This window comes from Acinetobacter sp. YH12142, from assembly GCF_013418435.1.
GTDB lineage: Bacteria > Pseudomonadota > Gammaproteobacteria > Pseudomonadales > Moraxellaceae > Acinetobacter > Acinetobacter amyesii.
This window is the reverse complement of sequence record NZ_VPCB01000006.1, coordinates 160,622-172,822: the sequence shown is the minus strand read 5'-3', so window position 1 is coordinate 172,822 and position 12,201 is coordinate 160,622. Positions and strand designations below refer to the sequence as shown.

The window sequence follows — 12,201 nt, the reverse complement described above, 5'->3', positions numbered from 1 at the left end:
CTTAACCGAGTCGATAACCTAAACCACGAATGGTGCGAATAAAATCTTTGTCTAATTTTGTTCTAAGATGATGCACATACACTTCAATAGTATTACTGCTGATATCACTATCAAAATCATAAAGCTTATCTTCTAAATTGGCTTTCGAAAAAATCTTATTCGGATGCGTCACCAGTGGAATCAATATGGCCCATTCACGGTTAGATAATTCGACATATTGCCCCTTATAGCGTGCAAGATGCTGCTCAATATCTAAAATCAATTCACCATGTTTTAAAATTTTCTGTGGTGCTTCGACTGAACTCAGCCCTGTGCGTCGAAGGAGCGCATGAATCCGTGCAAGTAATTCATCAAACTCATAAGGCTTAATCAGATAGTCATCTGCCCCATGGTTTAAACCATCTACACGATTTTGTAATTGATCACGTGCCGAGATGATTAACACTGGCAATTTAGGCTGCATTTGACGAATTTGTTTCAGGACTTGCATACCATCCATCATCGGCAAACCCAGATCTAGTAAGACGATATCAATCCCCCCTTGCATTATGAGCTTTAAGCCATCGATACCATTATTCACCCACTCGACTTCAAACTGTTGATAGTTCAACAAGGTTTTAGTCGATTCGGCAATCATGAAATCATCTTCAATAATAAGTATTTTGTGCATGGCTTAAGTCCTGCGCTGTACTGAAGTACATTGTTGCAACATATTGTTTTTTTCATCAATCACTTGAGTCTGCACATCGAGCAAACTCAATAGCGATGGAAATAGATTATCCTGACTTAATTTTTGGCTTTTTTGTGCCATTAAACAAGTATATTGCGCTGAATTATTTTTTTGCCACGCCGGTGAAAACCACATCAACATCGGTACATGGGTTTGCTGTGACGGTGCAATTGCGTATGGAGAACCGTGTAAATACAAACCATGCTCACCTGTCGACTCGCCATGATCGGACAAATACCACAGTCCTGTTTGATAGTGGTCAGTCACTTTTAAGGTGTTAATCAATTCACTCAGCACATGGTCGGTATAGATAATACTGTTGTCATAACTATTTATTAATTCTATAGAGCTACATCCCTGTATGGCATTGCTATTACAGGTTGGCTTAAATTTTTGAAACGCTGCGGTACTTCGTTTGAAATAAGCAGGGCCATGACTGCCCATTTGGTGTAATACAATCAAACGGGGAGTTGGATCTGCTTTGGGGATCGAAGCCAAATATGCCTTCAAACCATCCACTAAGATTTCATCATGACATTCGCCATCGGCATCACACCACTTTTTCTTCAGCGCTTCAGGAAATTCATATTTTTCAACACGTGTGCATGTGCCCTTACAGCCTGAATTATTATCTAGCCACGTCACCTTATAGCCTGCACGCTGTGCAATATCGAGTAAACCTTCGCGATGACTTGCAAGCTGTTCATCATATTCGGTTCTCGGCATACCCGAGAACATACAAGGAACAGACACAGCGGTTGCGGTGCCACATGAGCTGACTTGGCTAAAATTGATAATATTTTGCTGACTGAGTTCAGGATTGGTATTTTTAGCATAACCATTGAGTGAAAAACTTTCCGCGCGCGCAGTTTCACCAACCACTAAGACCATCAATTTTGGTAAGCTTTTGGCGCTTACGTTTTCAACCATATGTGCATCTTCACCATAGTTCAGCAATGGCAAATTCTGTTTCGGTGCTTTTTTGTGATAATAGGAAAATGTCGAAGCGATACTGTTTTGTGGTGAGAGCATGCCTTTTAAGTCACGATGCTCACGAAAGATCGCAGCATAATCGACAAAATAAACAAACAGCAAAGCACCCAAAAGGATGAGCGATAGCACTATATGTAGCCCCTTTTTGGCTACGACCGTGCTTAGGGCTTCTTTATGCAGTGGCAAAAGCCAGATCAATAGCACTGGCAAAATAACCAGTCCAAAGACCCAGATAAAAAATTGTGGCGAGATTAAATCCTGCACTTCCTTTACATCTGTTTGCATCATGTTCTGCACTTGGTCAGATGTAATGGTCACGCCTAAACTATTGACGAAATAAGCACTCAAGCCACCAATGATAAGCAAAACACTCGCCAAAAGTTTTGAGTTCCATCGCCATTGCAGGAGTTGCATCAGCACATTATAAAGTGCCACTACCACCAGTACGGTTGCCGCTAAAAATAGTCCGGCCTTCAATCCCGTATAAGGTGTGAGCTGCTGGATTTGCTGATAAAACGCGAGGTTCAAAACCACCCCAAGCCATAAGGCAAGCACGAGGTTAAATTGACTTAAACTAAGTCTTGGAATTTTTTGCTGTATTTTAGCTATGACCTGAAGCATATTGGCATCAATTATTGATCTTTGATGCCCTAATCTAAAAATTCAAACTTAAAAATCACTTAAAACTGATCAAAACAAAGCAAGAAAAATCAAAAAAGGCGATGTAAAACATCGCCTTTTGAACAACTTAAATCAAAGTTTTAGAATTTAAATTCTAGACCTGTACCTAGAACAGGTTGTTCACTTTCATTCGAACCTTTTTCAAGTGCTAAGTAACCTGCATAACCATAAGCTTTCACTTGTTTGCTAAATGCATAATCCGCACCTGCAATGAATTGCTGAGCTTCGTAATCCTCACCTGCTTTATAAGTCGTGGTATTTTGACTATATTGTGCTTTTACTGTCCAAGCTTTTGCAGAAGGTAGATTGTATTCTGCGCCGACTAACCAACCTTGAGCATCATCAATATTTGCTGCTGCAACATCATTACCTTTAGCAGCCTCAACCTCTGATGTTTGATACAGTGCTTTGAGTGCCAAACCGCCCTCAAGATTTACGCGACCAATCGCACGAATTGTATTTGCAGCAGCAAATACTTTGGTTCCAGTTATTTCAGAATTTGAAACAACTTTATCATTCACGGTATATGTACCACTATTTAGCGTCCCTACGCCACCAAAGTTCGATGGAATGGCTTTGTCATAGGCTAAACCTGCGACAACAACGGGGCTGTCATAGACAACAGACGCCGACCAAGCATCGCCAAGACCACGACCTGCAGTTTTTACTACACCTTTGTCGCTCTTGATTCCTGAAGATTCACCTGTAGCAAGCAATGCATTAACTTTAATTGCACCTTCAGCAATTTTAAATGCTGGTGATTCATAGACAACAACGTTATCTACACGGTTTTCACCCGTCATGATGCCTGTAACATCAGCACGGTTACCCACGTAGTTGTTGAATGTATCAACCGGACTAGACAATTGTTTTAATGGTGTATCGTGTGCACCGACTTTCAATGTACCAAGTTTCGCGTCTTTCAAACCAACGAAGCGGTTACGCTTAGACCAGTCATCGCCTTCGCCGTCTGAGTTAAATGCCCATTCAATTGCATAAACTGCGCTTAAACGGTCAGTTAGTTTTTCATCACCCTTTAAACCCAAGAAAGAACTGTTTGAACTGATTTCAACCACATCTTTGTCTGAAACACCCGTTTTATTATCTTCAGGTAAATAATCAACAGACGCATCAATTTCACCATAGAAGGTTGGTACTGCAAAGGTTGACCCAGCCAAAAGGCTCAATGTGATAGCCGCTGCTAACTTAGTTTTCATCAAAAATTTTCCTTAAATTATTTTGTAACAGATATTACACACGCGAAACATATTACAAAATTATTAAAATAATATTTGCATTGCTCTTTTAGTGCTTTAGCTGATGAAAAACAACCAAAATTATGATTTAGAAGTGATTTTGGTCATTTTTTGATGCTTTTCCCCAAAATAGAATCGGGACTAAGCTCAATGCAGCCAAACCTGTGATCCAAAATAAATAATTGCTATAACCCAACTGATCGGCCACTATGCCACTGATGCTATACAGCCCCCCACTCACCGTCGCCATAATGGCAACCTGAAATGTAAAGTCCGTTGCTGCAAATGCTTTACGACTATATTGCATCACCAAAGTCAGCATGATCACGAGCAGCATGGCTGAAATCATGTCTTCGGCAGCATTAATGCCATAGATCAGACATTCATGGACTGGCCGTTTAGCCTCGAACTGCAAAGCCAGCCATGCATAGGCTAATAAGCTGAATATTTTCAATACCGAATAGAAAACCAATGCCTGCGCCCGAGAAATATACTTCAAGCTAAGACCTGCAAGCCCCGCCCCAATTAAAGCAGCCACTGCACCTAGCATGGTGACATATAGACCGATTTGACTAAAACTCAATCCTAAATCGACCATCAGCGGCTTAAGTAAGGGTCCTGCTAGACCATCTGCAAGCTTAAAACTCAATAAGATCATCAGCCACAGTGTGAGGGTTTTAGTTTGGGTAAAATACTTCAAATACTGGCGAATGGCGTAGAACAAGCCTGAAGTATGTTTATGGTTGTTATCATGCTCTTGAGAGGATTTTATATTGAGCTGTGGCTTTGAAGGTTCTCGATAGAGAAAAATAGGGATGGTATTGATGAACACCAATGCCGCTAAAAACAGAAAGGTGGCTTGCCAATCCAACCAATCCAAGGCCCAAAGTACAGCACCACCACCGACAATAAAGCCGAGTCTGGAACCAATCACCTGAAAGGTATTGCCCCAGTGCTGTTGGTCAGTTTTTAAAATATTGACGGCCAAGCCATCGGTTGCGACATCTTGAGTCGCACCAACCAAATTCATACTGAGTAAAGCCACAAAAAACAGCAGCAAATACATTGGTTCATTCAAGCTTTGGATCGGCAAAAAAGACAGGAAGACCAAGACCACCACGGACAATAACTGCATTGGAATAATCCAACTCCGATAGTGCCCTTTGGACCTTGAACCATGCCGATCAATCCACGGTGCCCAGAAAACTTTGATCGACCATGGCAGCATGAGTAATCCAAAGCCACCAATATGCGCCAAAGATACACCTTGCGCTCTTAAAATCACTGGTAAAGCATGCGTCATAAAACCGACAGGTAACCCTTGCGCCCAATATAAGGAAAACAGTAAAAGATAGAGCTGACGAAGCTGGATCATAAGTTCCTAAATGTTGAATGCGCTTAAGTTACATTTAGAGTAGTCAAAATACGGCTATTTTGCCAATGATCTAAAAAAATCATCAACCTAAGATAAGGTCAATGCTTATGCCGTACTTTTAAATGTGCATCACATCAAAAATGGATTTCACTTATATAAGAATATGCAATGAATCAAAAGACTCAATTATTTCCAGTTTTGCCCGATCAAGTTCCATCACGCGGTTCCACTCTGAGCCGCGCAATATTTAAAAAACTTTTCTTGACACAAGGATGGAAATTTGACGGCGAATTTCCCAACCTTGCCAAAGCTGTGGCAATCATTTCTCCGCATACTTCTAATATAGATGCATGGCATGGTTTTCTCGCCTTGCTTGGAATTGGGATAAAAATCACCATTTTTGGTAAAAACACCCTATTTGATACCCCCTTAAAACCACTTTTGGATTGGGTCGGCGTGATTCCTGTGCAGCGTGAAAATCCACATGGACTGACGCGTGAAATTGCTGAGATTGTCCAAGCGACAGATCAAATTTGGATTGGAATGGCACCTGAGGGAACACGAAAAAAAGCCGATAAAATCCGTAGTGGTTTTTACTATATTGCCTATGAAGCACAGATACCTATTGTGATGTTTAGCTTTGATTATGCAAAGAAAACCATTCATTGCTTGGGTGTTTTTGAACCGAGTGGAGATTTTGAAACTGATCTCGAAAAAATTTTGAAGATATATGACGGGAAGTTTTCCCCGAAAAATCCCGAATGGTTGGCCTTGCCGTTACAAAAGCACTGGAAAAAGCCCTAGTCAAATGGCTATTTTTTTGATGTGATGTGCACTTTGTATATTTAACCATCAGATTTCACCCATGAAACTTTTGCATTACCTGATTCCTAGCCTCTTCGTATTAGCACTCACTGGCTGTGATTCTGCAACCAAAACGCCTGCAACCACGACACCTACACCAGCCAAAGCACGTGAACCGGTGATCGCGATTGCGCTCGGTGGTGGCGGTGCCAAAGGTTTTGCTCATATTGGCGTGCTTAAAGTGCTTGAATCGCACGGTATTAAACCTAAAATTGTGACTGGGACCAGTGCGGGTAGTTTTGTCGGTAGCTTGTACGCCAGCGGTAAAACGCCTTATCAAATGCAGCAATTGGCCTTAAACTTTAAAGAGTCCGATATTCGTGACTTAACCTTAAATAGCCAAGGCATTATTCAAGGGCAAAAACTGCAAGACTTTGTCAATAAAAACGTCGGCAATAAACCAATTGAACAGTTTCCAAAACGCTTTGCTGCTGTAGCCACCCGTTTAGATAATGGCAGCAAAACTGAATTTAACCGCGGCAATGCTGGCCAAGCAGTGCGTGCATCGTGCAGCATTCCAAATGTATTTGTACCTGCGACTATTGCAGGGGTTAAATATGTCGATGGGGGTTTAGTCAGCCCGATTCCAGTGAAAACGGCACGTGATATGGGTGCAGATATCGTGATTGCTGTTGATATTTCTGCGCGTCCTGACGGTAGCAAAGCCGTAAGCATGTTTGGTTTACTCGATCAAACCATTAACATCATGGGACAACAAAGTATTAATGAAGAACTGAAAAATGCTAATTTCGTGATTCAACCTAAAGTGGGACATATCGGCACACTCGATTTGAAGTCGAGCAATGCGACGATTTTAGAAGGTGAAAAAGCCGCACAGCTCAAAGTGAATAGCATTATTAAGGCGATCGATAACTTTAAACAGTCCCCTGCGGCCTTTAAACCAGCACCAAAAGCGAAAATATAATTCAACGATTTTTTTTATATTCATTGAGTTATACATCTGCTACATTGATATAGATACTGGTTCATCTATATCAATTCACCCTTATATAAGAGTAGATGTATGGAATTTATTTTAGAACCTTGGCACTGGTTTGTATTGGGCGTCGCTTTGATGCTTTTTGAACTAATTTTGCCGTCTTTTGCTGCGCTCTGGTTTGGCGTTTCTGCAATTTTGGTTGGGATCTTATATTGGATCTTTCCATCCATGGACTTTAATGTCCAAATTGTGGTTTGGATTATTTTTGCCGTGCTCTGCACATTTTTGTGGTTCAAATTTATTAAGCCTTTATCCATCGATAAAACCAAAGCAGGTCTGTCGCGTGAAGCAACGATTGGCCAAGTGGGTATGGTGATTCAAACCCAACTCAATCATGGCAGCGTTAAAGTTCGCTTCCCGATGCCTGTTTTAGGTTCAGACGAATGGCATTGCCGTACCCAAGATGCACTTCAAGTCGGCGACCGTGTTCGCGTGACCGATATTTTAGGCAATGATTTAGTCGTCCAACTGCACAGCAGCAACAACCCCACTGACAATCCATAAATAAGTGAGAAATGACATGTCTGGTGTTTCTATTGTTTTTTTAGCGCTCTTAGTTTTTGTAGCCGTCACCATTTTTAAAGGTGTCCGTATTGTTCCCCAAGGTTATAAATGGATTGTTCAGCGTTTAGGTAAATACCATACAACGCTCAATCCGGGGCTGAACTTTGTGATTCCGTATGTCGATGAAGTGGCTTATAAAGTCACAACCAAAGATATCGTGTTAGATATTCCCTCTCAGGAAGTGATCACACGTGACAATGCGGTACTGCTGATGAATGCTGTGGCTTATATCAACTTAACCACGCCTGAAAAAGCAGTTTATGGTATTGAAAACTACACATGGGCGATTCAAAACTTAGTTCAAACCTCTTTGCGGTCTATTGTCGGTGAAATGGACCTCGATGATGCACTTTCATCGCGTGATCATATTAAGGCTAAACTTAAAGCTGCTATTTCTGATGATATCTCTGACTGGGGCATTACGCTTAAAACTGTAGAAATTCAAGATATTAAACCTTCTCATACCATGCAAGCTGCGATGGAAGAGCAAGCGGCCGCTGAACGTCAACGTCGTGCGACAGTCACCAAGGCAGACGGTGAAAAACAAGCGGCTATTTTGGAAGCAGATGGTCGTTTAGAAGCCTCTCGTCGGGATGCAGAAGCTCAAGTGGTACTGGCAGAGTCTTCTCAACGTGCAATTGAAATGGTGAGTTCAGCCGTCGGCGATAAAGAAATTCCAGTTGCGTACTTACTGGGTGAACAATACGTCAAAGCCATGCAAGATATGGCTAAATCTAATAATGCCAAAACTGTGGTATTACCTGCAGATGTACTGAATACGATTCGTGGTATTATGGGTCGTAATAACTAAATCTTCACATTAATTAAAATGGGTCGTGATATACGGCCCATTTTTATGCCCAAAATAAAAAAGAAGGCAAAGTTTGTGAATTTATGTTTAAATTTCACGTTATTTTTTTGACGTTTTAGGACTTATCGTTCGATTTCACCTACTTGGCTTAGGCAAATCCCATTGAGTCCCCTGATTAAACGCAATTGTCCAACGCCAAAGCGGATACCGTATGAGCTCCCTGAATCCCACCCTAATTACCTTTCTCTTTTATATTGTCGCCATGGTCGTGATCGGTTTACTTGCATACCGTGCGACCAGTAACTTTTCTGACTACATTTTAGGTGGCCGCCGATTAGGGAGCTTTGTCACTGCCCTTTCTGCAGGTGCATCAGATATGAGTGGTTGGTTGCTCATGGGTCTTCCGGGTGCGATTTACCTTTCAGGTTTATCTGAAATGTGGATTGCAATTGGTCTGATCATCGGTGCTTGGCTCAACTGGCTACTTGTTGCAGGTCGTCTCCGGGTACATACCGAAGTTCAAAATAATGCCTTGACCCTACCTGACTATTTCTCAAATCGTTTTAACGATCAAAAGAAAATCTTACGTATCGTGTCTGCTGTGATTATTTTGATTTTCTTCGCAATTTACTGTGCTTCAGGCATGGTTGCAGGCGCTCGATTATTTGAAAGTATGTTTGGTATGTCGTATAGCACTGCGCTTTGGATCAGTGCCATTGCAACGGTGAGCTATGTGTTTATTGGTGGCTTCCTTGCTGTCAGTTGGACCGATACCATTCAAGCGGGCTTTATGATTTTTGCCTTGCTACTTACCCCTATCGTGGTCATGTTGTCATTCTCTGATTTAAGCCAGTTCACTCTGGCACTAGAAGCGGCACGCCCTCAAGCGATGAATGTATTTGCTGACTTAAGTTTTGTCGCAATCATGTCTTTATTAGCATGGGGCTTAGGCTATTTTGGTCAACCGCATATCTTAGTCCGCTTCATGGCAGCAGATTCTGTTAAATCGATTCCCAATGCACGTCGTATTGGTATGACATGGATGACGCTCTGCCTCGGTGGCGCAGTTGCAGCAGGCTTCTTCGGTATTGCTTATTTCCAACAGCATCCAGAACTGGCAGGTGTCGTTACAGCAAACCCTGAAACGGTCTTTATGGAATTGACTAAAATTCTATTTAACCCATGGGTTGCAGGTATCGTACTGGCCGCGATATTAGCTGCGATCATGAGTACCCTAAGCTGTCAGCTTTTAGTATGTTCAAGTACCTTAACTGAAGACTTTTATAAATCATTCTTACGTAAAAATGCTTCACAAAAAGAATTGGTTTGGGTCGGCCGTATCATGGTGTTAATGATTGCGTTGCTAGCGATCTATATGGCGGGTAATCCTGACTCTAAAGTCCTTGGTCTCGTAGCATATGCATGGGCAGGCTTTGGTGCTGCATTTGGCCCACTGATTATCATGTCATTGTTTTGGAAACGCATGACACTCAATGGTGCTTTAGCAGGTATGGTGGTTGGTGCTGTTATGGTTATTCTATGGAAAAACCTCTGGGGCGACACAGGCGTTTATGAAATTATTCCGGGCTTCATCTGCTCACTACTTGCAATCATCATTGTGAGCTTAATGGGCAAAGCACCATCTGCCGAAGTCACTGAAAAATTTGAAGAAGCAGATCGTATCTATAAAGAAAGTATTTAAGACCAATAGCACTTAAATTTAATTTCTAAGTTTTAATATCTGCAAAAAAGGACGCCTAGCGTCCTTTTTTTATCATGTCATCCATTTAGATATTCCGTAGATGGTTTATTTACTTCTGTTCCAAATATACAAAATATAAAAAAGCCCACAACATGTTAAATGTGTGGGCTAATGTCTTTACTACGTCATATTAACTTTGACGTTTTAATAAAAACTGCGTGATCTTGTGTAATTCTGCCGCATCTTCTGCAAAATAATCCAAAGCTTGAAGTGCTTGTGCATGTAATTCTTCTGCATAAGCTTGGGCTTGCTCGAGACCCATTAACGCAGGATATGTGGATTTATCCACTTGTTGATCTTTACCCGCTGTTTTACCCAATGCTTCAGTGTCAGCAATAATATCTAAAATATCATCTTGAACTTGGAACGCTAAACCAATCGCGAGACCAAATTCACGGAGTTTAGGAATGGCTTGATCTGTGCCATTAAATATTGTCACTGCCGCCATCATGATTGCAGCAGAAATTAAAGCACCAGTTTTATTTCGATGAATATTTTCCAGTTCATCCTGACTGACATGCTTGCCTTCCGCTTGTAAGTCTAGAACTTGGCCATTGACCATTTTTGAAGTTGCAGTCGCTAAAATTTGCATTTGCTTTAAGATGATCGGCGCTTCAACGGCTGGGCCTTGATCAAAGAGACGGCTGCCTAAAACTTCAAAAGCCATCGATTGTAAAATATCGCCAGCAAGTAAAGCCGTATCTTCACCAAAAGCCACATGACAGGTTGGTTGACCACGACGGAGTAAATCGTTGTCCATACACGGCAAATCATCGTGTGCCAATGAATAGCAATGAATAAATTCGATCGCCACTGCAGCACGGCGTACGGCTGCAAAATTTGTATTGGGTTTTAATGCTGCTGTTGCATAACAAAGTGCCGGTCGAACACGTTTTCCACCCAACATCACAGCATGATACACCGCCCCTTTTAAGGGTTCTGGAATTGAAAATGCATCAAGCGCTGTCAGTAAATCCTGCTGAATACGCTGCTGCGCTTCTGTCAGGGCATGTGTGGAAACGTCTGTTAAAGAAGACACATTCACCTCAAATACTTTAAATATTTAACTGCTTCGTTCATTAGCAAATCGACTGCCAATGTTTTCTGTCAATTTTGACCTGTTGCATCATACTGCTTTCTCAAATCTTTCTCTATGTTACGGCCTAAATCTATGTGTTTTTCCCACAGTCTGATGGTTTTTTAAATGTCGTTTCCTCAAATAGCGCCACATTTTGTCCATCATTAAAACAGGTACAATTTTTCGAGCCTTTCTTGGCTTGATACAAAGCCCGATCGGCACGTGCCAATGTTTCAAAAAATGACTCTGTACCATCCCACAAGGCCACTCCGCATGAGATACTCAGTTGTAAAGCCTTATCCGCATAATTCATCGAAGAAGCATAGATTTGCTCACAACATTGTTGTGCAATCGAACATGCAGTCGATATAGCCGTGCGTGGCATAATCATTGCAAACTCTTCCCCACCCATGCGATATATTTGTGCATCTGCATGTTGACTAATTTGCATCCTTAAAAGCTGCGCACTTTTTCTTAAAACTTCATCGCCAAACGCATGACCGTAGATATCATTGATTTGCTTAAAATTGTCTAAGTCGAGCATAATCAAACAAATTTCATTGGCTTGTTCAACCGCGAAGCTTTTTTGCCACTGAGAAAGGTCTAAATCAAATCCACGTCGATTTTTTATCCCTGTCAGATAATCAAAATAAACTTGTTGTTCGAGTTGTTGGTTATGTTTCAACAGCGATAATTCGAATTGCTTTAAATTTGTAATATCCGCACAGCACAACAACACATGTTCCAAATCGCCACTTTGTTTAAACTTTGGTTTGAGCGTGAACCAATAATGCCGTTCGTTTTCACTATACATAAAGGGTTCAATGCTATCGTTCTCAAAACAGCGTAAATCAAACTCAGAACTTGTGGCTTTGGTCTTTTGCTGCATCTCAGACACGTGATTTAATACGATCTCTTGTAAGTCTGACTGAAATCGATGTTTAAATATTTGATTGGCGCATATCAGCTCAGCTGTGGCAGAAAATAACGCAGCAGGCATTGGCAACGCTTCTAATACAGCCAATTGTTCAGTAGGTAGGTCCGATTTTATTAAGTCTTTTTTAAGCATGGTTTCGCTACTTTTTTT

11 protein-coding genes are annotated in these 12,201 nt (G+C 41.4%); 5 read left to right on the top strand and 6 right to left on the bottom strand.

All coding sequences use genetic code 11. The features are described 5' to 3' along the window. Nucleotide 1: 1 nt before the first annotated feature. From FTU77_RS06580 to FTU77_RS06565, 4 genes are all read right to left on the bottom strand, one after another. Entirely contained in the window at nucleotides 2-670 is a 669-nt protein-coding gene (locus tag FTU77_RS06580; RefSeq protein ID WP_180055358.1) for a response regulator transcription factor, read from the bottom strand. A 3-nt stretch (nucleotides 671-673) separates the two neighbouring features. Next, complete coding sequence (locus tag FTU77_RS06575; protein ID WP_180055357.1) at nucleotides 674-2,344, bottom strand: phosphoethanolamine transferase; 1,671 nt, start codon at nucleotides 2,342-2,344, stop codon at nucleotides 674-676. A 140-nt stretch (nucleotides 2,345-2,484) separates the two neighbouring features. Further along, complete coding sequence (locus tag FTU77_RS06570; RefSeq protein WP_180055356.1) at nucleotides 2,485-3,621, bottom strand: porin; 1,137 nt, start codon at nucleotides 3,619-3,621, stop codon at nucleotides 2,485-2,487. A gap of 127 nt (nucleotides 3,622-3,748) precedes the next feature. After that, a complete protein-coding gene (locus FTU77_RS06565; RefSeq protein WP_180055355.1) occupies nucleotides 3,749-5,035 on the bottom strand; it encodes an MFS transporter in 1,287 nt (428 codons plus the stop codon). A 168-nt stretch (nucleotides 5,036-5,203) separates the two neighbouring features. Here FTU77_RS06565 and FTU77_RS06560 point away from each other — a divergent pair, with 168 nt between their 5' ends. The 5 genes from FTU77_RS06560 (at nucleotide 5,204) to putP (ending at nucleotide 9,976) form a co-directional block, all read left to right on the top strand. Next, nucleotides 5,204-5,839: a 1-acyl-sn-glycerol-3-phosphate acyltransferase gene (locus tag FTU77_RS06560; RefSeq protein ID WP_180055354.1), complete on the top strand. Its 636-nt coding sequence runs from the start codon at nucleotides 5,204-5,206 to the stop codon at nucleotides 5,837-5,839. Nucleotides 5,840-5,900: 61 nt separating this feature from the next. Continuing rightward, a complete protein-coding gene (locus tag FTU77_RS06555) occupies nucleotides 5,901-6,824 on the top strand; it encodes a patatin-like phospholipase family protein (RefSeq protein WP_180055353.1) in 924 nt (307 codons plus the stop codon). Nucleotides 6,825-6,923: 99 nt separating this feature from the next. Further along, entirely contained in the window at nucleotides 6,924-7,403 is a 480-nt protein-coding gene (locus FTU77_RS06550) for an NfeD family protein (RefSeq protein WP_180005602.1), read from the top strand. 16 nt (nucleotides 7,404-7,419) lie between these two features. Continuing rightward, nucleotides 7,420-8,274, top strand: a complete 855-nt coding sequence (locus FTU77_RS06545; RefSeq protein WP_180055352.1) for an SPFH domain-containing protein — start codon at nucleotides 7,420-7,422, stop codon at nucleotides 8,272-8,274. A gap of 211 nt (nucleotides 8,275-8,485) precedes the next feature. Beyond that, nucleotides 8,486-9,976 carry a sodium/proline symporter PutP gene (putP, locus tag FTU77_RS06540; RefSeq protein ID WP_180055351.1) on the top strand — a complete coding sequence of 497 codons (1,491 nt, stop codon included), beginning with the start codon at nucleotides 8,486-8,488 and terminating at the stop codon, nucleotides 9,974-9,976. Between the two features lie 190 nt (nucleotides 9,977-10,166). Here the strand turns inward: putP and FTU77_RS06535 are convergent, their stop codons facing one another. Then, complete coding sequence (locus tag FTU77_RS06535) at nucleotides 10,167-11,075, bottom strand: polyprenyl synthetase family protein (protein ID WP_078193048.1); 909 nt, start codon at nucleotides 11,073-11,075, stop codon at nucleotides 10,167-10,169. Between the two features lie 130 nt (nucleotides 11,076-11,205). Next, the gene (locus FTU77_RS06530; RefSeq protein WP_180055350.1) at nucleotides 11,206-12,183 is read right to left on the bottom strand and encodes a GGDEF domain-containing protein; all 978 of its coding nucleotides are present in this window, start codon (nucleotides 12,181-12,183) and stop codon (nucleotides 11,206-11,208) included. Nucleotides 12,184-12,201 lie beyond the last annotated feature (18 nt).

Excerpts from the sequence above, each read along its gene's own strand:
- FTU77_RS06555 (WP_180055353.1), top strand. The coding sequence starts at position 5,901 with ATGAAACTTTTGCATTACCTGATTCCTAGCCTCTTCGTATTAGCACTC.
- FTU77_RS06545 (WP_180055352.1), top strand. The coding sequence starts at position 7,420 with ATGTCTGGTGTTTCTATTGTTTTTTTAGCGCTCTTAGTTTTTGTAGCC.
- FTU77_RS06565 (WP_180055355.1), bottom strand. The coding sequence starts at position 5,035 with ATGATCCAGCTTCGTCAGCTCTATCTTTTACTGTTTTCCTTATATTGG.
- FTU77_RS06550 (WP_180005602.1), top strand. The coding sequence starts at position 6,924 with ATGGAATTTATTTTAGAACCTTGGCACTGGTTTGTATTGGGCGTCGCT.
- FTU77_RS06530 (WP_180055350.1), bottom strand. The coding sequence starts at position 12,183 with ATGCTTAAAAAAGACTTAATAAAATCGGACCTACCTACTGAACAATTG.
- FTU77_RS06560 (WP_180055354.1), top strand. The coding sequence starts at position 5,204 with ATGAATCAAAAGACTCAATTATTTCCAGTTTTGCCCGATCAAGTTCCA.
- FTU77_RS06570 (WP_180055356.1), bottom strand. The coding sequence starts at position 3,621 with ATGAAAACTAAGTTAGCAGCGGCTATCACATTGAGCCTTTTGGCTGGG.
- putP (WP_180055351.1), top strand. The coding sequence starts at position 8,486 with ATGAGCTCCCTGAATCCCACCCTAATTACCTTTCTCTTTTATATTGTC.
- FTU77_RS06575 (WP_180055357.1), bottom strand. The coding sequence starts at position 2,344 with ATGCTTCAGGTCATAGCTAAAATACAGCAAAAAATTCCAAGACTTAGT.
- FTU77_RS06580 (WP_180055358.1), bottom strand. The coding sequence starts at position 670 with ATGCACAAAATACTTATTATTGAAGATGATTTCATGATTGCCGAATCG.